This is a genomic window from Martelella lutilitoris, from assembly GCF_016598595.1.
In the GTDB taxonomy this organism is placed as follows: domain Bacteria; phylum Pseudomonadota; class Alphaproteobacteria; order Rhizobiales; family Rhizobiaceae; genus Martelella; species Martelella lutilitoris_A.
This window is the reverse complement of the sequence record NZ_CP066786.1, coordinates 1,472,631-1,496,792: the sequence shown is the minus strand read 5'-3', so window position 1 is coordinate 1,496,792 and position 24,162 is coordinate 1,472,631. Positions and strand designations below refer to the sequence as shown.

General features: G+C 62.0%; 21 protein-coding genes and 1 other RNA gene. 7 read left to right on the top strand and 15 right to left on the bottom strand.

Going from position 1 to position 24,162, the window contains the following annotated elements; genetic code table 11:
* Positions 1-67: 67 nt before the first annotated feature.
* From JET14_RS07045 to JET14_RS07010, 8 genes are all read right to left on the bottom strand, one after another.
* A complete protein-coding gene (locus JET14_RS07045) occupies positions 68-1,807 on the bottom strand; it encodes a peptidoglycan D,D-transpeptidase FtsI family protein (protein ID WP_200337395.1) in 1,740 nt (579 codons plus the stop codon).
* Positions 1,804-2,181, bottom strand: coding sequence for a cell division protein FtsL (gene ftsL, locus JET14_RS07040; protein WP_024708072.1), 378 nt, complete (start codon positions 2,179-2,181; stop codon positions 1,804-1,806). The genes JET14_RS07045 and ftsL overlap by 4 nt, the downstream gene beginning before the upstream one ends.
* Complete coding sequence (gene rsmH / locus JET14_RS07035; protein ID WP_200337394.1) at positions 2,181-3,209, bottom strand: 16S rRNA (cytosine(1402)-N(4))-methyltransferase RsmH; 1,029 nt, start codon at positions 3,207-3,209, stop codon at positions 2,181-2,183. Before rsmH ends, ftsL begins: the two co-directional genes overlap by 1 nt.
* A 17-nt stretch (positions 3,210-3,226) precedes the next feature.
* Positions 3,227-3,664: a division/cell wall cluster transcriptional repressor MraZ gene (mraZ, locus tag JET14_RS07030; RefSeq protein WP_200337393.1), complete on the bottom strand. Its 438-nt coding sequence runs from the start codon at positions 3,662-3,664 to the stop codon at positions 3,227-3,229.
* A 369-nt stretch (positions 3,665-4,033) separates the two neighbouring features.
* Positions 4,034-4,432, bottom strand: an RNA gene (rnpB, locus tag JET14_RS07025) — RNase P RNA component class A.
* A 61-nt stretch (positions 4,433-4,493) separates the two neighbouring features.
* The gene (locus tag JET14_RS07020) at positions 4,494-5,681 is read right to left on the bottom strand and encodes an FAD-dependent oxidoreductase (RefSeq protein ID WP_200337392.1); all 1,188 of its coding nucleotides are present in this window, start codon (positions 5,679-5,681) and stop codon (positions 4,494-4,496) included.
* Between the two features lie 189 nt (positions 5,682-5,870).
* Positions 5,871-6,518, bottom strand: coding sequence for a DUF1176 domain-containing protein (locus tag JET14_RS07015; RefSeq protein WP_200337391.1), 648 nt, complete (start codon positions 6,516-6,518; stop codon positions 5,871-5,873).
* 1 nt (position 6,519) lies between these two features.
* On the bottom strand, positions 6,520-7,230 hold the full coding sequence (locus JET14_RS07010) for a J domain-containing protein (protein WP_200337390.1): 711 nt from the start codon (positions 7,228-7,230) through the stop codon (positions 6,520-6,522).
* A gap of 238 nt (positions 7,231-7,468) precedes the next feature.
* On the opposite strand from JET14_RS07010, the gene ftsH reads away from it, so the two are divergent.
* The 7 genes from ftsH (at position 7,469) to JET14_RS06975 (ending at position 18,468) form a co-directional block, all read left to right on the top strand.
* Positions 7,469-9,298, top strand: coding sequence for an ATP-dependent zinc metalloprotease FtsH (gene ftsH / locus JET14_RS07005; protein WP_200337389.1), 1,830 nt, complete (start codon positions 7,469-7,471; stop codon positions 9,296-9,298).
* Between the two features lie 221 nt (positions 9,299-9,519).
* Positions 9,520-13,044 carry an autotransporter outer membrane beta-barrel domain-containing protein gene (locus JET14_RS07000; RefSeq protein ID WP_200337388.1) on the top strand — a complete coding sequence of 1,175 codons (3,525 nt, stop codon included), beginning with the start codon at positions 9,520-9,522 and terminating at the stop codon, positions 13,042-13,044.
* A 198-nt stretch (positions 13,045-13,242) separates the two neighbouring features.
* A complete protein-coding gene (locus tag JET14_RS06995; RefSeq protein ID WP_200337387.1) occupies positions 13,243-14,457 on the top strand; it encodes a pyrophosphate--fructose-6-phosphate 1-phosphotransferase in 1,215 nt (404 codons plus the stop codon).
* A gap of 49 nt (positions 14,458-14,506) precedes the next feature.
* Positions 14,507-15,142, top strand: coding sequence for a hypothetical protein (locus JET14_RS06990; RefSeq protein WP_200337386.1), 636 nt, complete (start codon positions 14,507-14,509; stop codon positions 15,140-15,142).
* Positions 15,143-15,250: 108 nt separating this feature from the next.
* Positions 15,251-16,495: a DUF3419 family protein gene (locus tag JET14_RS06985; RefSeq protein WP_200337385.1), complete on the top strand. Its 1,245-nt coding sequence runs from the start codon at positions 15,251-15,253 to the stop codon at positions 16,493-16,495.
* Position 16,496: 1 nt separating this feature from the next.
* Entirely contained in the window at positions 16,497-17,153 is a 657-nt protein-coding gene (locus tag JET14_RS06980) for a class I SAM-dependent methyltransferase (RefSeq protein WP_200337384.1), read from the top strand.
* Between the two features lie 121 nt (positions 17,154-17,274).
* Positions 17,275-18,468: a lytic murein transglycosylase gene (locus tag JET14_RS06975; protein WP_200337383.1), complete on the top strand. Its 1,194-nt coding sequence runs from the start codon at positions 17,275-17,277 to the stop codon at positions 18,466-18,468.
* Positions 18,469-18,695: 227 nt separating this feature from the next.
* On the opposite strand, the gene rplQ is transcribed toward JET14_RS06975, so the two are convergent.
* The 7 genes from rplQ to rplO form a co-directional block, all read right to left on the bottom strand.
* Complete coding sequence (rplQ, locus tag JET14_RS06970; protein WP_200337382.1) at positions 18,696-19,118, bottom strand: 50S ribosomal protein L17; 423 nt, start codon at positions 19,116-19,118, stop codon at positions 18,696-18,698.
* 45 nt (positions 19,119-19,163) lie between these two features.
* Complete coding sequence (locus JET14_RS06965; protein WP_138748399.1) at positions 19,164-20,174, bottom strand: DNA-directed RNA polymerase subunit alpha; 1,011 nt, start codon at positions 20,172-20,174, stop codon at positions 19,164-19,166.
* Positions 20,175-20,272: 98 nt separating this feature from the next.
* A complete protein-coding gene (gene rpsK, locus JET14_RS06960; RefSeq protein WP_018065590.1) occupies positions 20,273-20,662 on the bottom strand; it encodes a 30S ribosomal protein S11 in 390 nt (129 codons plus the stop codon).
* A gap of 138 nt (positions 20,663-20,800) precedes the next feature.
* A complete protein-coding gene (rpsM, locus tag JET14_RS06955; RefSeq protein ID WP_024708087.1) occupies positions 20,801-21,169 on the bottom strand; it encodes a 30S ribosomal protein S13 in 369 nt (122 codons plus the stop codon).
* Between the two features lie 310 nt (positions 21,170-21,479).
* A complete protein-coding gene (locus tag JET14_RS06950; RefSeq protein ID WP_024708088.1) occupies positions 21,480-22,130 on the bottom strand; it encodes an adenylate kinase in 651 nt (216 codons plus the stop codon).
* Positions 22,127-23,464 (bottom strand): preprotein translocase subunit SecY, encoded by a 1,338-nt coding sequence (gene secY / locus JET14_RS06945; RefSeq protein ID WP_200337381.1) that lies wholly within the window; start codon positions 23,462-23,464, stop codon positions 22,127-22,129. Before secY ends, JET14_RS06950 begins: the two co-directional genes overlap by 4 nt.
* A gap of 220 nt (positions 23,465-23,684) precedes the next feature.
* Positions 23,685-24,161, bottom strand: a complete 477-nt coding sequence (rplO, locus tag JET14_RS06940; RefSeq protein ID WP_200337380.1) for a 50S ribosomal protein L15 — start codon at positions 24,159-24,161, stop codon at positions 23,685-23,687.
* Between the last annotated feature and the right edge of the window lies 1 nt (position 24,162).

Here is a 24,162-nt window from a genome sequence, read left to right as displayed (position 1 = left end):
CTTAATCTCCGGCATTGTCCAACGCTGCCCAAGGCCGGTCTCGGGCCGGGCCGGCCCGAATCATATCTCAATATCCTGCAAGAAGCGCATTGCCTTCTTGTCCGAAATCAGGGTCGACCCCAAGGATGGGCGCGATGCGACGAATGACCTCGCCGGTCATCGGGCCGGCGTTCCAGGCAGCCGTACGGCCGGGGACCCCCTCAACCTTCTTGGCATCGTCGATCGTCACCAGGACGACATATTGCGGGTTGTCCATGGGAAATGCGGCAAGAAATGCGTTGAAATTGCGATCTTTCGAATATTTGCCGTCAATGATCTTTTCCGACGTGCCGGTCTTGGCGCCGACGCGATAGCCGGGCACCTGCCCGTTCCGGCCGGAGCCGTTCGTGCCGTTCAGCCTCAGGAGATAGCGCATCTTGTCGCTGGTTTCCTTCGAAACCACGTGCCTGGCGACCCGATCAGCCTCCTCGCGGCTGCGCGGCAGGAAGGTCGGCGTCAGAAGCTTGCCGCCGTTGACCAGCGCGGCGGCCGCGGCGGCGGTCTGCAGCGATGTCGTGGTCACGCCCTGACCGAAGGAAACGGTCGCGGAGAAAACGCCGCCCCATTTCTGCGGCCGCTGGGGCGTTCCCGCGCCGCCGATCTCGGTGTCGACCTTGTCAAGCAGGCCGAGATCCTCCAGGAATGTGCGCTGATAGTCCGGGCCGACGGCGGCGGCGATGCGCGACGCGCCGATATTGGAGGAATAGGTGAAGACTTCCGGATAGGTCAGGATCCGGTTCTGGGCGTGGTCGTCGCGGATGCGCGAGCGACCGAAGATCAGAGGCGTTTTCGCGTCAACCAGGCTGTCCATCGTGAACTTGCCGGACTCCAGACCCATCGCCAGCGTGAAAATCTTGAACGTCGAACCCATTTCGTAAACGCCGGTGATCGCATCGTTCAACATACGCGGATCGGTGGCGGGCGGCGGATTGTTCGGATCGAAGTCGGGCACCGAGGCGAGCGCGACGATCTCGCCGGTATTGACATCGAGAACGGTGCCGGTGGCGCCGATGGCATGGAATTTGTTGACGCCTTCCACCAGCACATCGCGCAGGATGCTCTGGGCGCGCAGATCGATCGAGGTCTCGAACGGCTTCAGGTCCATCGCGCCGGACAGGCCAAGGCCCATCAGGCCGGAAATGCCGTCGGTCCTGTCCATATAGCGCTCGATGCCGGACAGGCCGTGATTGTCGATATCGACGAGGCCGAGAATATGGGCCGCCTGGGGCCCGCCGGGGTAGAAACGGTGCACTTCCGGACGGAAGCCGACGCCGGGCACGCCGGCGGCGAGCACCTGGCTCTGCTGTTTCGGCGTGATCTGGCGCTTGAGCCACACGAACTCACCCTTGGAATTCAGCAGCCGGTAGGCGCGCTTGGCATCGAGATCGGGGAAGATCGGCAAAAGCGAATCGAGAACGTCGTCGGCGCTGGTGATCATCGACGGGTCGGCGTAAAGCGACATCATCCGGACATCGGTGGCAAGGACGGCGCCGTTGCGATCGACGATATCCGGACGTCGCGCCAGCGTCAGCGGCATGGCCGCGCGGGCAACGGTGCCATCCTCCTTGGCCAGCGAATAGTGAACCAGCCTGCCGCCGATGATGGCGTAAACGGCGACGAAGGCGACTGTGACAAAGGCGACGCGGCTGCGCGCCAGGTTAACGCGCTTCTTCGCCGTTCCCTGAAAAACATCCGGCTGCGCCGTGTCGTCGGCGCTGCGTTCCGCGGCTCTCGGCTTTCTCTTGAAGATGCGGGGAAGGTTCATCATGGTGTCACCGATCCGGTTATGACGATATCCGTGCCGTCGGGCGCGTCTCCGGCCATCAGCGGCGGAAGGTCTTCCGGCTGAGGCTCCGGCGCAATCGGCGGAAGCTGGTCAAGGGTCGCGATCTGTTCGGGCTCGGCCGGCTGAAGGCCGAGCTCGGCGGCGAAAAACTCGGAGAGCCGCGCCATGCGGGCGGGCTGGGTCAAAAGCGCCTCGTCGGCCTTCAGCAGGTCGATATTGTTTTCCTCGAGCGCGATCTGGTCTTCCAGGCTGCGCACCTCATCGAGCGTCGCTTCGGCGCTGTATTTGATCGTGTAGGTGACGGTCGCGGTCGCCACCATCACCAGAATGAGAATGAGATCGAGCGGGCGCAGCATCAGTTCTCGAAGCCTCCAAGGCGGTGAATGTCGGCAAGGGCCGGCAGACCGAAGGCATCAAGCCCGGTTTGCGGCGCGGGAACATCGGTGCGGATCGCGACCCTCAGCTTGGCCGATCGCGCGCGGGGATTTTCGGCGGCCTCGGCATCGCTGGCCGAAACCATGGCCTTGCCCTTCTGGAAAAACAGCGCCGGCTCCGGCTCGACCGCCGGCAGATGGCGCGAGCCGCCGGCCTTGCCGAGACGGGCACTGACAAACTGTTTGACGATCCGGTCTTCCAGCGAGTGAAAGGTGACGACGGCCAGCACGCCGCCGGGCTTCAGCGCACGCTCGGCAGCCAGAAGCGCGCCGGCCAGTTCGCCGAGTTCGTCATTGACATAGACGCGCAGCGCCTGGAACACGCGGGTCGCCGGATGGATCTTGTCCTTGGCGCGGCGCGGCGTGACGATCTCGATCAGCCCGGCAAGGTCGCGCGTGGTGACGAAAGGCTCGTCCTGACGGCGCTTTTCGATGGCGCGGGCAATGCGGCCCGCATTCTTCTCCTCGCCGAGAATGCCGAAGATCCGGGTCAGGTCCGAGACCTTGGCGCGGTTGACGACATCGGCGGCCGAAACGCCCTCGCCCGACATGCGCATGTCGAGCGGGCCGTTCTTCTGGAAGGAGAACCCACGCTCGGCCTCGTCGATCTGCATGGAGGAAACGCCGATGTCGAGCACGACGCCGTCGAGCCCGCCTTCGGGCGCGAACCGATCAAGAGCCGAGAACTGGGTGTGATGGAGCGTCAGGCGGTCGCCATAGGCCACCAGCATGTCTTTCGCCGCGGCAAGGGCTGTCGGGTCGCGATCGAGACCGATAACCGTTGCGCCAGCCTCAAGCAGCGCCCTGGAATAGCCGCCGGCGCCGAACGTGCCGTCGAGAATGACCTTGCCGGGTGCCGGTGCAAGCGCACCCAGCACCTCGGCAAGCATGACCGGAATGTGGCGAACCGGTCCGCCATTGGCATCCTCGCTGCCAAGTGTCCCCGACATTCCGCATCCTCGTCCGTTTACCCGCCGGCACGCGGCCTCGAACGCGCCCTGCGCGCCTCGGCCTGTGCCTCCTGAAAGGCCTGCGGCTCCCAAAGCTGGAAGTGGTCCGCACGACCCACGAAAGTGACCTCCTTGTCGATGCCGGTGAAGTCGCGGATGAAATCCGTGATCATCAGCCGCCCCTCGGCATCGAGTTTGGCAAACACGCCGCCGCCATGGATCAGCAGCGACATACTGTTCGCCTCCGCTGAAAACGGGTCCTCCTGATCGATCTGCCGCTCGAAGCGATCGAGCAGATCGGGACCACCGATGGAAATTGCGGGGAAGATGAAATCCTGGAAGCAGTAGAGCTCCGCAATCTTTCGTTCTGCGAGCACCGTGCGGAAGACCGCAGGCACCGAGACCCTCCCCTTCGCATCGATCTTCTTGGTCGCATTGGAAAGAAACCGGTTCATGACGCAAAACCACCGAAGACCCTGGCGGCCTTCGTTCGACAGCCCACTCCAAAAAAGACACAAAAAACCCGCTTCGCCCAAAGGGCGAATTCAGCATGAAATGCAAAGACTTAGAACTGATTTGCCGCCCAAATGCCGCAGACGGCGAACTCGTGGTTAATGGGATAACATGGGCAGAATTGGGCGTCAATGGGACAACCTGCTATTAACCGGGCCGGAAAGCGGCTTCAAACCAGCATTTTATCAGCCGGCTGTTAATGAAAGCTTTCCGTCGCAACCGCCTGAAAATATTAGAAATATTTGATAAGACGCGGAGCTTGCGACAGACGCGTGGCGCGCCTGCCCAAAACGGGCCAAAGAGGGATAAGAAAGACCAGTTGGCCTGTAAGCCGGGTTCTGTATGGCTCTTGCGGTTTCCCGCAGAACGTGGCGGCCATTCATCTGGGACAGCGCTTGCGCGCTGCCTCTCGCAACCCACCCGGATGACCGGCCTGGAAACAGGCTGGCGTCAAGCGCCGCGTCATCCCTATTCGGTTTTGCTCCCGGTGAGGTTTACCGTGCCGCCATGCGTTGCCGCCGGCGCGGTGGGCTCTTACCCCACCCTTTCACCCTTACCCTGCCTAAAGGCGGGGCGGTTTGCTTTCTGTGGCACTGTCTCTGGGGTCGCCCCCGCCGGACTTTCTCCGGCACCGTGTTTCCGTGGAGCCCGGACTTTCCTCACCGTGCCGCCTTTCGGCATTGGCACAGCGCGGCCGCCCGGCCAACTGGTGCGGACGTCCTAATGGGTTTTGTGGCCGAAGGGAAGCCGTTTTGCCGCCATGGCCGTCAGTCAGGAGAAGGAGGGCGCGAAATCGACGCCGTAGCCTTCATCGGCAAGCGCGCCGCCGGCCATCAGCACGGCGCCGAGCCGGCCGATCTCGTCGGAACTCTTCGCGCCCGCGCCGCAGCCCGCCGTCATCACAGCGATCCTGTCCGACGGCGAAAAACCGATCATCGGATAGCCCGAGGGGGAATAGGAGGTGACGCAGGTGCCGGTCGTCGACTGCAAAACGCGGATGCCCGGCATCAGGTCGCAGAGAATGCGCGTCAGATGTTCGCGCGTGGCATTGGTGCCGCGCGACTTGAACCAGGCCCGCACATCCGCCTCTGTCTCCAGCGGCACATCGTCAGGGTCGCCGCCGATCTTGATGTAGAAGCGGCCGTCCGGATAGCGGATCGGCGGCAAAAGATAGATCCCGTCGACATCGAACTCCGGCTTGTAGATCAGGCTCGGCATGGCCTTCAACGCCTCCGCCTCCTCTTCGCTCACCTCGAAATAGGCGACCGTGCGGGCAAAGACTGTCAGGTCGAGATGCCCCGGCAGAATATCCGGATTGATGGAGAAGCCGCCTGCGGCGACCAGAACCTTGTCGGCGGTATAGACCGCGCCGTCTGCCGTTTCGACGCGGACGCCCGCGCCGTTCTCCCGCACCTCAGTGACGGTCGCCTTGATCACGGCGGCGCCGGCCTTTTTGGCGAGAATGGTCTGCGCGGCGACCATCCGGCGCGGCGAGATGAAGCCCGCCCGGGACGGCTCGTAGACTCCCTCTGTCCTTTTCGCGAACTCGAAATAGGGAAATTTCTCGACAAGGCCCTTGGCGTCGATGATTTCGGCGTCGGCGCCGCAGCTTCCCGCCGCCTCCATGATCGTCTCGACATACCGGCCGCGCGACCGGGCGGGACCGACGATCAGCGCGCCGACTTCGTTGAAGATTTCGATGCCGCTTTCCCGCTCGAGCGCGCGATAGCGGCTGATCGAGCGGTTGGCGAGACGCGCCCAGACCGGGTCGCGGTCGATGGTGCGGGTGATGCGGCCTTCGTCATAATGGCTTGCGAAAACGCCGTCGTGGTTCGCCTTGTCGGCGGGCTCGTCCGGGCCGATCACGGCAACGCCGTCTTCCATCCCGGCCAGATGCCGGGCCGCCGCGGAGCCCATCAGGCCGCGCCCGACGATGATCGTCCTGAAATGTGCTGTCATTCCCACCCTCTATGGCCCTTTGCCCCGGCGCATCATCGCACCGGATGGTTCATGGTCAAGGTCCCGAGACCTTGAGCACAGACCGGCAGGAACGCAAGAGCAACCTTGGTCGCCGTTTATTCGGCAGCAATGCCGGGACGTCTAGCACGACGCAGCGCGCATTCTCTTGCGCACGATCAATTCGAGAGGTCAGTTCCCGGCTGCATCATAGAGAACGAAATTCGTCTCGATCAGTTCCTCGGACGGGTCTTCGAGGTTCGCCTCGTAGATCGGATCGATGACAAAATGCTTGAGCACGAAGCGGCCGTTTTCAAGCGTCCACTTACCTGATGAATAGTCATCGCCCAGCCCCCGCCACTTGGCAAAGGAGGTGATCGTGTTGGTCTCGGGATCGAAGCTCGGATTGACCAGCAGCGTTTCGGCGGAAAAGCCGTTCACCTTAGGCGGCGCGGCGAGCTTCGTCTGATCGATGTCGTCATCGGCATAATCGAGCGTGAATGCGGGCACGGCGAAGGAGACCGGCAGCATCGCCTCGGCAGCATCCTCGTTGGGCGCGAAGACATAGGCAACGACGATATTGTAGGCGGCGAGGTAACAATTGATCTCGAACAGCGTGCCTTCCCGCTTGATCGGCGCCCCGTCCCAGTCCTTTTCCTGCCATAAGACGTCATAGGCGACATCCTCCAGCCCCTCGAAATCGGCAGCCAGATCGGCATCGCAGCTTTCGGGATAAAGCGAGAGGATCATGTCCCGCGCCTTCGCCAGCCGGCCATCCTCGGCGGATGCTCCGCCGGCCGTCGCCAGGGCCAGAAAGCAAAGCAGCCCGCGAAGCGGCATCTCAGGCCGCCTTCCGCTCACGCTCGATCGCCTCATATGCGGCATTGATGCGCGCCATGCGGTCATTGGCGGCGGCGTGGAATTCCTTCGGCACGCCGCGCGCGATCAGCCGGTCGGGATGGTTTTCGGCAACCAGGGCACGGTAGCGGGTGCGGATGGTCTTGAAATCGTCGCTGCGCGAAACGCCGAGAATGCCATAAGGGTCGCGATCGCCCATATCCATGTGGCGGGCGCAGATGGCGGTGAAGCGCCCCTCGCTGATGCCGAAGATTTCGGCAACGCGGGCGAGGAAGGCGAGCTCCTTTTCATGCACCGCGCCGTCGGCCTTGGCGATGTGAAAGAGCCCGTCAATGATCTCCTCCAGCAGCGGGCAGCCCTCGTCGCCTTCCGCGCACAGGTTCTTCAGCTTGCGCGCATAGGCCTCGTAGCCGGCGATATCCTGGCGGGCGAGATTGTAAAGCCGCGCGACATTCTGCCGCTCGCCCTCCGGGATTTCGAAAATCTCGTGGAAGGCGTTGACCTCCTCGATGGAGACGAAACCGTCGGCCTTGGCCATCTTGGCGGAAAGCGCGATCAAGGAGACGGAGAACGCGACCTGACGGCGCGTTTCGGGATCGCCCTCGAAAAGCGTGCGCACGGCCTCGACGACGCTGGTCAGCACAGTGCCGGCGGACTGGCTGACGAAATTGACCAGCTTTTCCCAGAATGACATTTACGGTCTCCCGGCGGTGGCGAACCGCCCTTTCAAGTCCTGACAGATTGGACAAAAAACGCGTGTCGCGCAAGTCGAACCGAGCGGTTCAATTTCACTTTTTTGCGACGCGCGCAGATGGTCCCGCCCGCCGCGACGCCGCGCTGAACGCAAAACGGGAAAGTTTTGCGATTGCCCGCAAGACACAGCCAGGGCTATAGACTACGCCTGAAGCGCGAATAGCAGGGGACGGCGAGCGATGGAACGCAAGAATACATTCAATTTCGGCTATTTTCTGGTGGCCTTTCTGGTCATCGTCGGTTTCCAGATGTGGTTTACGTCGCGCGACGTCGCCCAGATCAGCTATTCCGACATGATCAACTATATCGAGAAGGGGCAGGTCCAGTCCGTTTCCATCGCCGACAACACCATCCAGGGCCAGTTCAAGGACGCCGTCAACGGCAAGGACTATTTCGTCACCTACCGCGTTCCCCAGGAGCTCGCGGTCGATTTCGACAAGTACAAGGTCGATGTCACCGGCGTTCCCGACCACACGCTTCTGACCAAGATTCTCTCCTGGGTCCTGCCGATCGTCCTGTTCTTCGCCATCTGGGCCTGGTTCTTCCGCAAGTTCGCCGAAAAGCAGGGCATGGGCCTGGGCGGCATGATGAATGTCGGCAAGTCCAAGGCGAAGATCTATGTCGAGCGCAAGACCGGCGTGACCTTCGACGACGTTGCCGGGGCCAACGAGGCGAAGACCGAACTGAAGGAGGTCGTCTCCTTCCTGACCGAGCGCGACAAGTTCGGCCGTCTCGGCGCGCGCATTCCCAAGGGCCTTCTGCTGGTCGGCCCGCCCGGCACCGGCAAGACGCTGATTGCCAAGGCCGTTGCCGGCGAGGCCGATGTCACCTTCTTTTCCATTTCGGGTTCCGAATTCGTCGAGATGTTCGTCGGCGTGGGGGCCGCGCGCGTGCGTGATCTCTTCAAGCAGGCGCGCGAAATGGCCCCCTGCATCATCTTCATCGACGAACTCGACGCCCTCGGCCGGGCCCGCAATTCCTTCGGCGGCGGCGGCAATGACGAAAAAGAGCAGACGCTGAACCAGCTTCTGGTCGAGCTTGACGGCTTCGACCCATCCGCCGGCATCGTCATCCTGGCCGCCACCAACCGTCCGGAAGTGCTGGACCCGGCGCTGACCCGCGCCGGCCGTTTCGACCGCCAGGTGGTGATGGACCGCCCCGACCGCGAGGGCCGCGCGGCGATCCTTTCCGTCCATATGAAGAAGGTGAAGCTCGCCGACGAAGTGAGCGCCGACGAGGTCGCCGCCCTCACCCCGGGCTTTTCCGGCGCCGATCTTGCCAATCTGGTCAACGAGGCGGCGATCTTCGCGACAAGGCGCGACGGCGAGTTCGTGACCATGGAAGATTTCACCCTGGCCGTCGAACGCATCGTCGCCGGCTCCGAACGCCGCGGACGGCTGCTGAACCCCGACGAGCGCGAGCGCGTCGCCTTTCACGAGATGGGCCATGCGCTGGCCGCCGCGGCCCTTCCCAAGACCGATCCGGTCCACAAGATCTCGATCATCCCCCGCTCGATCGGCGCGCTCGGCTACACCATGCAGCGCCCGACAGAGGACCGCTTCCTGATCACCGCCGGCGAGCTGCGCGACCGCATGGTCGTGCTTCTGGCGGGCCGCGCGGCGGAGGATATCGTCTATGGCGAGATTTCCACCGGGGCATCGGATGACCTGGCGCGCGTCACCGACATCGCCCGTCAATATGTGATGAGCTTCGGCATGGACCCCGAGATCGGCCAGGCGGCGCTGGAGCAGCAGCGCATGCAGTATCTGGACGGCGCGCCGGGTATGGGCAAGCCGAAGGACTATTCAGACGTCACCGCCCGCGAGGTGGACCTCGCCGTGCGCAAGCTGATCGACGCCGCCTATGAGCGCGCCAGGAAGCTTCTCTCCGAGCGCCGCAAGGACCTCGACGAAGGCGCGAAAATCCTGCTGGAAAAGGAAACGATAACCCCTGACGACTTCCCGCCGCTGGTCCAGCAGCCGCTGGCGCAGACTCGGGTTTTGTCGTAGCCGCCAGGACGTTTCCCTCAAGCTTCCTAGACTGGTTCATACTGGGCGCAGACGCTTGTTGATGACGAAAACGCTTCCCCTCATGGCGCCCCCGTTGCCGAAATGCATCACGGCTCCGCAGAAACAGAGATTGTATCACTGATTATCAATACACGTAAGATTGCGGCCGGCATTCTTTCAAGCATCCTCTGTTCATTCTTCAGGATGAGAGGGGAAAGACCATGCGGTATTCAGCCATCGCAATTAATGAACGGCATCAAACCGGACATTTCTTCAGGCAGAGTTTGATCGCGACTGCCTCGACCATATCGATCGCGGCGTTTTCAACATGCCTTGCAGGCGGAAGCGCCAAGGCGGACGGCGGAGCATGCGGCCCCCCTTCCAACAATCTGGTCATCTGCCAGAACGCCTCTTATGGAGACATTACCTACACTGCCGGAACGCGTCTGACGCTGATCCTGAACAACGACAATATGGTGGTCAACGGGACAGTCGCGGTTTCCACGACCCAGACATCCGGCAATGCTGACTCGGAAATCGATCTCAATTCATTCCAGCGCATAAACGGAACAGTTTCTTCAACCAGCGCTGGAGGTCAGAGCCTCGTCTACACTTATGACGGACTCGTTGACGGGAAACTTGTCAGCACCTCGGCGGGCCAGGGCAACGTGTCCGTCACGCTTTCGGGCACTGAAGTTGTTGGCGCGACCAATTCAACGCTCGTCGAGGCACTTCACAACGGCAACGGCGACTCATTCATCATCTTGCAGCAGTCACCTGACCAATCGACCTCCTCCATCAGTGTCCAGTCCACTGGTGGCCAAGAGGCTGTTGCCGCTCATTCCAAGGTGACAGGTTTCCTTTCGGAAGCGAAGATCACGATGAACGGCGGCATGGTCACCGCCCAAGGTGCGAACAGTGTCGGTCTATTTTCGGAAGCGGGAGAGGGCGAAGCCTACGTCAAGGTTTCGGCGGGCAACATCTCGTCGGATGGGACAGCGATACGGGCCATAACCGACAAGAGCGGTTTGAACGGTCATGCCACGATTGAGATCGGCGAAACCAACGTTTTCGTCGGAAGACCCGGTATCACCGGTCTCATCGAGGCACAGTCCAGAAACGTCGATTTCTTTTTCAACGCGGGAATGCTGGCGCATGATGGCGCGGCCGTTGTTCGGCTCGAAGCTTACGGCATCAACGTCCAAACGGGGCCGAAAACCTTAATCGAGTCTTCCGGCGTCGGTACAGCCGGCCTGGAAGTGATTGCCCAAAGCGCGACCGTCAGTATGGATACACCCGATTTCAGAGCCAATACCCTTAACGCGAAAAGCATCCTCCTGAAAGCAGCCGGCGATGGGGCGCGTTTCAGCCTCGACAGCAACGCAGCCGATATCGATGCTTTGGGTGTGGGTGCCAGTGCAATCGTCCTCGACGCCAACCAGAAAAAAAACGTCACCTTTGAAGCATCTTTCGAACGCGGTGAATACTCTGTGGACGCTTCATCAAAAGCGGTCATTGAAGTGATTGCTGCGGACGGCACCAATGCCACGCTGAATTTCAAAGGTGCGTCAATCGAGCCTGTAGACTCGGCGAGGACGACGACAGGCAATGTTGTCCTGATCAGCGCGCCCCAAAGCGCTCAAGGTGCATCGGTCACGCTCAACATCGCAACTCACACCGAATTTGGCTGGTTTGACAATACCGCCATACGCAATACGGTCGACAGCAGCGGCTTCCAATTGAATATCAATGTCGAGGATACGGGTTTCGTGAGAGGCAATACCGTACTCGGCGGCGGAGCATCCACATTCACCATGAATGGCGGCTCTTTCGACGGAACCATCTATGGTGATTATGATCCGTTCGTGCATTTGTCATCGCCGATCGTCAACACCTCGAACGACCACTTTGTCTGGAATGGCGGCGACATCACCGGGAGTTTCCGTGGGCAAGACGGCAGCGATCAGGTCACAGTCAGCCTGAAAAAAGCCCCCTTCGATATCGAAGCATTCACCTTCGATGGCGGCAACCAGAATATCTCCGTCCAAAGGGACGTGGATGTGTTTACCTTTCAGTCAACACGTGTCCTGAAAACCATCGATGCAAACAAAATCGTCAATTTCGAAAAACTCATCCTCGACGACTCAACTGTCTCAATATCGCAGGGCACCTTGTTCCTGTACAATTATGGTCAACCCCTCAGCTATGATTACGGGGACCTGATCCTGAGAAACAACAGTCAGTTGACATACATGCGGGGCGACAACACGGATGTGTTGGCAAATATCATCATTCAGGACAAGGACAGCGCCTTTATCGCACTGGGCCATGGACAGATATCGGCCGGGAACAACGTTTTCAACAGCGGAACGATTTCCTTGAAGAACGGAGTTGCCGATGGGCTGTTCTTCGTTGCCGGAAACTACACTGGCAATGGCGGCTTCGTCTCGCTCGACGTGGACTTCTCAAGGGCGACGGCTGACACTATTGTTCTCTCCCGTAACATTTCGGGCAACACGACGGTTCAGGTCGCCCCACACGGAACCGTAACATACCCCCAAGCCATTCCGATTATCAGAACGAATTTGCCCCCGTCACCCTCGGCCTTCTCGCTTCAAAACGGCCATATCACGGTAGGTGCGTACACCTACAATCTGACGCTGGAGGGGCAGAACTTCTACCTGTCTCCGGCCTCCGGCGTTTCGAGCCTCTCTTCTGGAGAGCTGGAAGCGCTCAAGGGAACCGCAGCGTCCGTGCTTGCAGATGCCGGCGTCAATTTCCAGCCCTACATCCCCCTCTACGAGGCCTATCAGTCGGCGCTTCTGGAGATGACGCGGCTGCCTTCGCTGAAGACGCGGTCGGGCGGGCGTTATGAAGGCGGCGCGGCGCTTTCCTCCGGGCCGGCGCCGGATGCCGTCTGGGGTCGCACCGGCGGCGGGTTTGCCCATTTCGATCCGCAGTCGTCCACCACCGGCTATGACTACGACATGTCGAGCTTCGACATTCAGGCGGGTCTCGACGGCTTGTTCCTCGACAGCGCAGATGGGGCGCTCGTCGGCGGCCTCACCGCCCACTACCGCACCGGCGAGGCCAAGGTGCATTCGCGCTACGGCGACAGCAAGCTCCACCCCGACGGCTACGGCATCGGCGGCACGCTGACCTGGTTCGGCGCTGACGGGTTCTATGCCGATGCCCAGGGCGAGCTCACCTGGTATTCGAGCGAGCTGAAGGCCGAGAACCTTCCGTTTGCGCCCGAAGACAGCGACGCCTTCGGCTATGCGCTCTCGCTGGAAGCCGGGCAGGCTTTCGGCATCGGCGACGGCATTGCCCTCACCCCGCAGGCGCAACTGTCCTTCGCTTCGGTCGAGATCGACAGCTTCACCGGCGCCTATTCCGATCATGTGAGCTTCTCCGACGGTGAGAGCCTGCTGGCCCGCGCCGGTCTTGCCGTCTCCAGGGAAAGCGCCTGGCAGGATGTCAATGGCGAAGCGCGTTCGGCCAATATCTACGGCCTGGCGAACCTCTATTACGAGTTCCTCGGCAAGACGACGGCCACTGTCACCCAGGCGCTCGACTTTTCCTCCGAGCCGGATGATTTCACCGGCGAGATCGGCTTCGGCGGCTCGATCGACTGGCAGGCGGGCAAGCTGCGCTATTCCGCCTTCGCCGAAGTCACCGCCTCCACCGGTTTCGACACCGGCTCCTACGGCTATGGCGGCAATGTCGGGCTGAAGGTCAGGTTCTGACAGCCAGGCGTCTCGAAAGCCCCGCGCCGCTGCAAATCGCACGGCGCGGGGCTTTTTTTTGCTGCGGAAATGCGGACCTGGCTTTCGCCTTGGGTAAACCGATTTTATTTGCGCCCGGTCTTTACACCGGCGAGCGCCTGTCGCATCCATGTCGCACGGCCGGTGGATAGTGCCGGAAGCATTGATGAAAGGGGTCCGATGTCTCGTCACAAAGTCGCCATGCTCACCGCCGGGGGGCTTGCTCCCTGTCTGTCATCCGCCGTCGGCGGTCTGATCGAGCGCTACTCCGATATCGCACCCGCAGCCGAGATCATCGCCTATCGCTCCGGCTATACCGGGCTTCTGACAGGCGACAGTTTTTCGATCACCCCCGCCATCCGCGAAAAGGCCTATCTGCTGCATCGCTTCGGCGGCTCGCCCATCGGCAACAGCCGGGTGAAGCTGACCAACCAGAAAGATTGCGAAAAGCGCGGCCTTGTCGGCGCCGGCGAGGATCCGCTGAAGGTCGCGGCCGAGCGGCTTGCCGATGACGGCATCACCATTTTGCACACGATCGGCGGCGACGACACCAACACCACGGCGGCCGATCTTGCCGCCTATCTGAAGAACAACGGCTATGACCTGACGGTGGTCGGCCTGCCGAAGACCGTCGACAACGACGTCAAGCCGATCCGCCAGACGCTCGGCGCGCTGACGGCGGCCGAATACGGCGCGGCCTTCTTCGACAACATCTCCAACGAACAGAGCGCCGCGCCGCGCACGCTGATCGTGCACGAGGTGATGGGCCGAAATTGCGGCTGGCTGACGGCGGCCACCGCGCGCGCCTATCTCGAACGGCTGAAGACCGTGGACTATGTTGACGGCATGCTGATGAACCCGGCGATGAAGATGATCGACGGCGTCTACCTTCCGGAGATGGCCTTCGACCTTGAGGCCGAGGCCGCGCGGCTGAAAGAGGTGATGGCGAAAAACGGTACGGTTTCGCTGTTCGTCTCCGAGGGCGCATGCCTCGACGCCATCATCGCCGAGCGCGAGGCGGCCGGCGCTGCCGTTACCCGCGACGCCTTCGGCCATGTGAAGCTCGACACCATCAATGTCGGCAACTGGTTCTCCAAGCAGTTCGCCGACCTTCTCGGCGCCGAGCGCGCCCTGGTCCAGAAATCCGGCTATTACGCCCGCTCCGCGCCCGCCAATGCGGATGACCTGCGGCTCATCCACTCCATGGTCGACCTTGCCGTGGAAAGCGCGCTGGACGGCGTCTCCGGCGTCACCGGCCACGATGTCGAGCGCAGCGGACAGCTGCGAACGATCGAGTTCGACCGTATCAAGGGCGGCGGCCATTTCGACCTGGAAACGCCCTGGTTTGCGGGCGTCATGGAAGAAATCGGCCAGGATTTCGCCCCCGCCGATTGACCTTTTCATCCCCCGGGGCTTTTATGGACCCGCGGATGGAGGAACCCGAGTGAGTGTAGAAACCGCGGCCCTTTATGCCGCGCTGGCCTTCGTGACCTTCCTCATGCCGTCCGGCAGGATGCTTGAATTTGCAAGGTGGCATTGCCAGCGCCGGCTGAAGGCGAGCCTGTCCATCGCCATGGGGATCATCGTCGTCCGGGCCGTCTTCTTCGCGGCGGGCCTCGGCGCTTCGGTGGCGCTCGTCTACGCGATGCCCGACGGAAGGGCGCTCGCAGCCGTCGCGGCGTCTGTCTTTCTGGCCGTTTTCGCTGTGAGAAGACTTGTCGCGCTGAAGCGGCCCTCCCCGATCGCCGGAAACGACAACCTGCCGGCAAGGACTTTTCATGCCCGTCTCTGGTACGGCATCCGTTTCGACACGCGCCCGGCGGGCGAAGTCCTTCTGGCCGCCGCAACCGCGATCTTCTTTGTGCCTTCAGGCCTGCCCGGACGTTCGACGCTTGAGCTTTTCGCAGCCGCCCACCTTGCGGCAAGCCTTCTTGCGCTTCTCGTCTACGGTGTCTTCGCCCGCGCGCTTCTTGCCCGCGTCAACCGGCGGCTTGACCGCTCGCGCCAGGAACGGATAGCCAGGCTGCTGCGTTCGGGACTTCCGAGCGTATCCGCCCGCTTTCGCAGGGATGCGGCCTGAGCCGACGCTCGCCTGTGGATTGTGACCGCCCGTCATCAAAGCTTAGCAGTAACCGTCTAGTTCGGGGAGGAGGCGCGCGTCCGCGCGCCGTCAGCGACGGAGCCGCCGATGAGCACTGCCGAACAGGATTTCCGCCAGACCGAGAAGACCAGCCGGCTGAACGCGGCCCTTCTGCAGCACAAGGCCTTTTCGAAGGAAGGGTTTTCGGAACGTTTCTTCGGCCTTTTGTTTTCCGGCCTCGTCTACCCGCAGATCTGGGAGGATCCGGATGTCGATATCGCGGCGATGGAACTCGGACCGGAGCATCGCGTCGTCACCATCGGTTCCGGCGGCTGCAATGTGCTGGCCTACCTGACCCGCGCGCCGGACCGTATCGATGTCGTCGATCTCAACACCCACCACATCGCCCTCAACCGGCTGAAGCTCACCGCCTTTAAGCGGCTGCCGGACCATGAGGCCGTGCTCCGGCTCTTCGGCAATGGCGCGAAGGGCAACGTGCGGCTCTACGACACCCATATTGCGCCTCATCTCGACGCAGAGACCCGCAAGTACTGGGAAAGCCGGGACAGCCTCGGCCGACGGCGCATCACCGTGTTCGAGCGCAACATCTACCGCACGGGCCTGCTCGGCAACTTTATCGGCGCGGGCCATGTCGTGGCCCGGCTGCACGGCGTGAAGATTTCCGAACTGACGGAGGCGAAGTCGCTGCGCGAGCAGCGCCGTTTCTTCCAGGAAAAAATCGCGCCGCTGTTCGACAAGCCGCTCATTCGCTGGACCACGTCGCGCAAGTCCTCGCTGTTCGGCCTCGGCATTCCGCCGCGCCAGTATGAGGAGCTTGCCCGCGCCAGCACCGACGGAACGCTGGCCTCGGTGCTTTGCCAAAGGCTGGAAAAGCTCGCCTGCCATTTTTCGCTGAAGGACAATTATTTCGCCTGGCAGGCCTTCGCCCGCGCCTATCCGAACGACGGGGAAGGCCCGATGCCGACCTACCTGCAACGCGAAGCCTTCCCGCTGATCCGCGACAATGCGGACCGGGCGAGCGTGCATCACGCAAGCTTCACCGAGTTGTTGCGGGAAAAGCCGGCAGCGAGCGTGGACCGCTATGTGCTGCTTGATGCTCAGGACTGGATGAATGACGGCCAGTTGAACGACCTCTGGCGCGAGATCACCCGCACCGCGCGCGACGGCGCCCGCGTCATTTTCCGCACGGCCGCCGAACCTTCGGTGATCGAGGGTCGCCTGGCGGACGAGAGCGCAGCAGGCTGGCGTTATCTCGAGGCGACCTCGCGCGAGCTCGGGATGATGGACCGTTCGGCCATCTATGGCGGCTTCCACATCTATGAAAAGGTCTGATATGGCCGACGCTCACGAGACCGCCGGCAACCAGGCCGAAGCCATGGACGCGATGTATCGCTATCAGCGGCACATCTACGATCTCACCCGCAAATACTACCTCTTCGGCCGCGACCGGATGATCGACAGGCTTGCGGTGCCCGAAGGCGGAACGGTGCTCGAAGTCGCCTGCGGCACGGGGCGCAATCTCAGGAAGATCGCCGCCCGCTATCCCGACGCGCGCCTTTACGGCCTTGATATCTCCGAGGAGATGCTGATCTCCGCGCGGGCGAATTTCGCGGGAAGCGACGCCAGGCCGTTGCTCCTGGCCGCGGACGCCTGCCATTTCTCAGCGGCAGGCTTTGGCGTTGCCGGCTTCGACCGCATCGTCATCTCCTATGCGTTGTCGATGATCCCGCAATGGCCGCTTGCCGTCTCCGCCGCGCTCGATGCCCTCAACAGCGGCGGATCGCTGCATGTCGTCGATTTCGGCCAGCAGGAGGGACTGCCGCGTCTTTTCCGTGCCGGTCTTCACCGCTGGCTCGGGCACTTCCATGTGACCCCGCGCGCAAAGCTCCACGGTGTGCTACAGGCTGAGGCTGCCGCGCGCCGCGCTGATTTCCGCTTTGAGGCCATCGGCCGCGGCTATGCGTGGCACGTCGTGATCACGCGCGCGTGATCACCGGCCAGGTTGCTTCAGCGCCCTCTTAATGAAAGCTTAGGTGGTCTGATATAGGTTGCGGAGCATATTTGCGCGCCCGCCGGCCATGGCTGGCCGAGGTTTACTTGAGGAGACGCCCATGATTTCCAGAACCATCCGAGCGGTTGTGGTGGCCGCCGGTTTTACTTCGCTCTTTGCCGGCTCCGCCGCCGCCCAGCAATGCGGCGGCGATTTCTCGCGCTTTCTGTCCGGCGTGAAATCCGAAGCCGTGCAGCGCGGGCTTTCGCCGAGCGCGGCCGATGCCGTGCTTTCCGGCGCTTCGGTGAGCCAGAGCGTGCTCAAGATGGACCGCGCCCAGGGCGTCTTCAAGCAGACCTTCCTCGAATTCTCCCAGCGCACCGGCAGTTCGGCCCGCCTGAATATCGGCAAGCAGAAGATCCAGCAATATGCCGGGACTTTCGATCGCGCCCGGCGCGAATTCGGCGTTCCGGCCGGCGTACTCACGGCCTTCTGGGCGATGGAGACCGACTTCGGCGCCGTCCAGGGCAATTTCAACACACGCGATGCGCTGGTGACCCTTTCCTACGACTGCCGCCGTCCGGAAATTTTCCGTCCGCAGCTGTTGGCGCTGATCGAGATGACCCAGCATGGCGATTTCGATCCGGCGACGGAGACCGGCGCGTGGGCCGGCGAACTCGGCCAGGTGCAGATGCTGCCGGAAGACATCATCCGCTACGGCGTCGACGGCGACGGCGACGGGCATGTCCGCGTCAAGAAGAGCGCCCCCGACGCTCTGCTGACGGCCGCCAACTTCATCCGCAGCCTCGGCTGGCGCGCGGGCGAACCCTGGATCCAGGAAGTGACGCTGCCGGGCAACCTGCCCTGGGACAAGACCGGCTTCGGCGGCGGCCTGACGGCCGGCCAGTGGTTCAAGCTCGGCGTCCAGCCGCGCGACGGCAACACGCGCTTCGCCAACCTGCCGACGGCGCTGCTGATGCCGCAGGGCCGCAAGGGCCCGGCCTTCCTCGCCTATCCGAACTTCAATGTCTATCTGGAGTGGAACCAGTCTTTCATCTACACGACTTCGGTCGCCTATTTCGCGACCCGGTTCGAGGGGGCTCCGGCCTATGACAAGGGCAATCCCGATCCGGGCCTTTCCGACAGCCAGATGAAACAGCTGCAGACCATCCTGTCGCGCAAGGGTTTTGACGTCGGCAAGATCGACGGCATTCTCGGCGCCGGAACCCGCGATGCGGTCCGCTCGGTCCAGATGCAGCTCGGCATGCCCGCCGACGGCTGGCCCACGCCGCAATTGCTGCGCGCCCTTCAGTAGTTTCGCCCGGGATCAAAAAAGGCCGCTGCGGTTTTCCCGCCGCGGCCTTTTTGATTCGGTCATCGTCGGCGCGCGTGGATCACGCATCCCCTCCCCGGCTGGCGCGTCATGCCGCCGCGCCGCCGGATTTCAATCCGCCATGCCCCGAGAACGCGCGTGCGCACCAGCAAAAAAGCCGGAGGCTCGCGCCCCCGGCTTTTCAATTCATCGCTCACGAAAGACGCGTCTTACGCGGCTTCCATTTCCGCTTCGGCTTCGGCGCGGGCCTTGTCGGCAGCGCCCTTGGCGTCGGCATCACGGTCAACGAACTCGATGACGGCGAGCGCGGCATTGTCGCCATAGCGGAAGCCGGCCTTCATGATGCGGGTGTAGCCGCCGTTGCGCTCGCTGTAGCGCGGAGCGAGAACGTCGAACAGCTTCTTGACGGCCTCGACATCCTTGACCTGCGAGATCGCCTGACGGCGGGCATGCAGATCGCCGCGCTTGCCGAGCGTGATCAGCTTTTCGACGATCGGGCGAATTTCCTTCGCCTTCGGCAGAGTGGTGACGATCTGCTCATGGGTGATGAGCGAAACAGCCATGTTTGCAAACATCGCCTTGCGATGGCTTGCCGTTCTGTTCAGCTTGCGGCCTGCATTCTTATGGCGCATTGCTAGTCTCCTTCACTTGCAGGCAGTTGCCCGCAGTATGACTGGTTAGTACTGATCCTCGTACCGCTTGGCGAGGTCCTCGATATTTTCCGGCGGCCAGGCCGGCACTTCCATGCCCAGATGCAGGCCCATGGAGGCCAGCACTTCCTTGATCTCGTTCAGAGACTTCCGACCAAAATTCGGCGTGCGCAGCATTTCGGCTTCGGTCTTCTGGATGAGATCGCCGATATAGACGATATTGTCGTTCTTCAGGCAGTTGGCCGAACGGACCGAAAGCTCCAGTTCGTCGACCTTCTTGAGAAGGGCCGGGTTGAAGGCGAGTTCGGTAACATCGTCCTCTTCCTGATCCTTCTGCGGCTCCTCGAAGTTGACGAAGACCGAAAGCTGGTCCTGGAGAATGCGGGCCGCGAAGGCAACCGCGTCTTCACCGGAGACCGAACCATCCGTCTCGATCGTCATCAGAAGCTTGTCATAGTCGAGAACCTGGCCCTCACGGGTGTTTTCGACCTTGTAGGAGACCTTGCGGATCGGCGAATACAGGCTATCGACCGGGATCAGTCCGATCGGCGCGTCTTCCGAGCGGTTGCGCTCGGCCGGCACATAGCCCTTGCCGTTGTTGACCGTGAACTCCATGCGGATTTCAGCCGCTTCATCCAGCGTGCAGATAACGAGGCCCGGATTGAGGATCTCGATATCGCCGACGGTCTGGATGTCGCCCGCAGTCACCACGCCCGGCCCCTGCTTGCGCACGACCATGCGCTTGGCTTCATCGCCTTCCATGCGGATGGCGATTTCCTTGATGTTCAGCACGATGTCCGTCACGTCCTCGCGGACGCCCGGGATCGAGGAGAATTCGTGCAGCACGCCGTCGATCTGGACGGCGGTGACGGCGGCGCCGCGCAGCGACGACAAGAGAACGCGACGCAGCGCGTTGCCGAGCGTCAGGCCGAAGCCGCGTTCCAGCGGCTCGGCGACGAGCGTCACCTTCTTGGCCCCGCTGGAGGTGAACTCCACCTTCGAGGGCTTGATCAGTTCCTGCCAGTTTTTCTGGATCATGTTTCTACCTTTCGTTCGCCGCACTATCCAATCGTGACGGCCGAGCTTCGTAGAACCGGCGCTTCATTGCCGAGACGCCGGAGCAAAATGACAGACGATTAAACGCGGCGCTTCTTGCGCGGGCGGCAACCATTGTGCGGGATCGGCGTCACATCGCGGATCGATGTGATGACGAAACCGGCAGCCTGGAGCGCGCGCAGAGCCGATTCGCGACCGGAACCGGGACCGCAAACTTCGACTTCCAGCGACTTCATGCCGTGTTCCTGAGCCTTCTTGGCGCAGTCTTCGGCAGCGATCTGGGCTGCAAACGGGGTCGACTTGCGCGAACCCTTGAAGCCCTTGGCACCGGCGGACGACCAGGCAATGGCATTGCCCTGTGCATCCGTGATGGTGATCATCGTGTTGTTGAACGACGAATTGACGTGGGCGACGCCCGACGAGATATTCTTGCGCTCGCGGCGGCGAACGCGGGTGGCTTCCTTGGCCATGACTTCCCTTTCGTTGATCTCTTCACCGCCGTAGTCCCAGCGGCTCCACCGACCGGACCTTTTGCAAGGCCCCGATCATCTACGCAGAAAGCCGGCGTGAAACCGCCGGCTTGTTCCGGAATGAAAATATTCCGTAGATTACTTCTTCTTGCCTGCAATCGCCTTTGCCGGACCCTTACGGGTGCGGGCATTGGTATGCGTGCGCTGGCCGTGAACCGGAAGGCCGCGACGGTGACGCAGGCCGCGGTAGCAGCCAAGGTCCATCAGGCGCTTGATGTTCATCGAGTTCTCGCGACGCAGGTCGCCTTCGACCATGTAGTCGCGGTCGATCTGTTCACGGATCTGCAGAACTTCCGCATCCGTCAGCTCATGCACCCGGCGTTCTGCCGGAATGTTGGCTGCCGTGCAGATGTCCTGCGCGAATTTCGGTCCGATCCCGTGGATATACTGCAGCGCGATTACAACGCGCTTGGCAGTCGGGATGTTGACGCCAGCAATACGAGCCACGCCGATTCTCCTTAAGCATTGTCTATTGGGCAGCTAGCGGAAACTGCCGGTTTCTTATCGACGGGAAGCCCGCCTCAAACAGCTCTTGCGCAACATCTTCCCGTGGCAAAACCCGTCCTGTTCGAAATCAAAAAGGACCTTGACGGTTCTGCCCCATGTCGCGAGTTGGAGCGCTCATAGCGGAAACAGCGCTTCAATGCAACCGTTTCCTTCACTTTTGTGCCGCCCGAAGACCGTGAGAGCCTCCGGGCGTACAGAATTCATGTTTGCCGGCCGGCGCGGATCGTCAGCCGGGAAGCCGCGGCGGGAATCACGCGCTCGCCAGAACTTTCTCGATGCTGGCGGTCACGGTGTCCATGTCGGCCATGCCGTCGACGGAGCTCAGCTTGCCCTTGGCATAATAATAGCCGATCAGCGGCGCCGTCTCCTTGTAATAGGCCTTCAGGCGCTTCTCCACCGTCTCGCGGTTGTCGTCCGGTCGACGCTTGAACTCGGTCGAGCCGCACTTGTCGCAAACGCCCTCCACCTTCGGCTTGTGGAACTCGTCATGGTAGCCGGCGCCGCAATTGGCGCAGCTATAGCGCCCGGCGATTCGCTCCGTCAGAGTCTCGTCGTCAACCTGGATCTCGATGACTGCGTCGAGTTCGATGCCCTTGGCGGACAGCATCTTTTCGGTGGCATCCGCCTGCACCAGCGTGCGCGGAAAGCCGTCAAGGATGAAGCCGTCCTTGCAGTCGTCCTGATCGATTCGCTCCGAGACGATGGCGATCACGATATCATCCGAGACAAGACCGCCGGCATCCATGACCGCCTTGGCCTTCTTGCCGACTTCGGTCTCCGCGGCCACGGCGGCGCGCAGCATGTCCCCCGTCGAGAGCTGCGGAATGCCATGATTGGCCACGATACGCTGCGCCTGCGTTCCCTTGCCGGCGCCGGGCGGTCCCAGAAGTATAAGTCTCATCGTCCCCTCTTTCCTCCCCGCAATTTCGATTTCTTGATCAGCCCCTCATACTGCTGGGCGATCAGATGTCCCTGTATCTGCGATACGGTGTCCAGCGTGACGCTGACGATGATGAGCAGCGACGTGCCGCCCAGCGCCAGCGAGACGCCCGTGCGCGCCACCAGGATTTCCGGCAGGATGCACACGAACACCAGATAGATCGCACCGACCACCGTAATGCGAGTCAGAACATAGTCTATGTACTCGGCCGTACGCTCGCCCGGACGGATGCCCGGAATGAAGCCGCCATGGCGCTTCAGATTGTCCGCCGTCTCCTTCGGGTTGAAGACGATGGCGGTGTAGAAGAACGCAAAGAACGCGATCAGCGCGCCGTAGGCGACCATGTAGAGCGCCTGGCCGTGGCCGAGCGCCGCGATCGTCGCCGTCGCCCAGCTCGGCAGCTCGCTGGAGGAAAAGCCTGCAAGCGTCGCCGGAAGCAGCAGCAGCGAAGACGCGAAGATCGCCGGGATCACGCCCGAGGTGTTGAGCTTCAGCGGCAGGTGCGACGTATCGCCCTGGAACATGCGGTTGCCGACCTGGCGCTTCGGATACTGGATCAGCAGACGACGCTGCGCCCGCTCGACGAAGACGATCAGCGCGAAAATGGCGACCACGACGACCAGAATGCCGACGGCGACGAAGGCCGAGATCGAACCGACGCGCGACAGTTCAAGAAGGTTGCCGACGGCAGCCGGCAGGCCGGCGACGATGCCGGCGAAGATGATCAGCGAAATGCCGTTGCCAATGCCGCGCGAGGTGATCTGCTCGCCGAGCCACATCAGGAACATCGTGCCGCCAACCAGCGTGACGACGCTCGACAGGATGAAGAACCAGCCCGGATCGGTGACCAGATTATTGCCCGACTGCAGGCCAATGGCGATGCCGTAGGCCTGGGCGGTCGCGAGCACCACCGTGCCGTAGCGGGTGTACTGGTTGATGATCTTGCGGCCTTGCTCGCCTTCCTTCTTCAGCGCTTCAAGCGAGGGCACCACGGCCGTCAGAAGCTGCACGATGATGGAGGCCGAAATATAGGGCATGATGCCGAGCGCGAAGATCGCCATGCGTTGGACTGCGCCGCCCGAGAACATGTTGAACATGCCCAGAATACCTTCGGACTGGCCCTGAAAGGCCTGCGCATAGGCATCGAGATTGATGCCGGGAAGCGGAATATGCGTGCCGAGCCGATAGACGAGGAGCGCGAGAAGCGTAAACCAGATGCGCTTCTTCAGGTCCGTCGCCTTCGCGAAGGTCGAGAAATTGAGATTGGATGCAAGTTGTTCCGCTGCAGAAGCCATGCGTATCTCCGCGTCGCCGCACGGCCGCGACAGGCGCCCGGTGCGATTAAGTGCCAGATCGCCTCAGCCGAGATGCTGCCCTTCAGGGGCGCTCACCGGCATTCGCGATAAACCACCCGCAGGACACGAACGATCGGGCCGGCCGGTGGTCGAGGCACATATGGAAGAAAAAACGCCCGGTGTGAAGCACTCCGGGCGATCATTTTTCAATTCAGCGCTTTTACTCGGCGTTCGTCGCGCCGGCCAGCACGGTTATCGAACCGCCGGCCTTCTCGATCTTCTCGATCGCCGGCTTCGAAGCACCGGCGACCTCAAGCGTGAGCTTCGCCTTCAGTTCGCCGTCGGACAGGATGCGAACACCGTCCTTCACGCGGCGAATCACGCCGGCTTCCTTCAGTACTTCGGCGGTCACCGTGGTCTTCGCGTCCAGCTTCTTGGCATCGACGGCGGCCTGCAGGCGGCCGAGCGAGACCTCGACGAAGTCCTTGGCGAAGATGTTGGTGAAGCCGCGCTTCGGCAGACGGCGGTAGATGGGCATCTGGCCGCCTTCGAAACCGTTGATGGCAACGCCCGAACGCGACTTCTGACCCTTGACGCCGCGGCCGCCGGTCTTGCCGGAGCCCGAGCCGATGCCGCGGCCGACGCGCTTCTTGGCGTGGGTTGCGCCTTCGCGGTCCTTGATTTCGTTGAGTTTCATA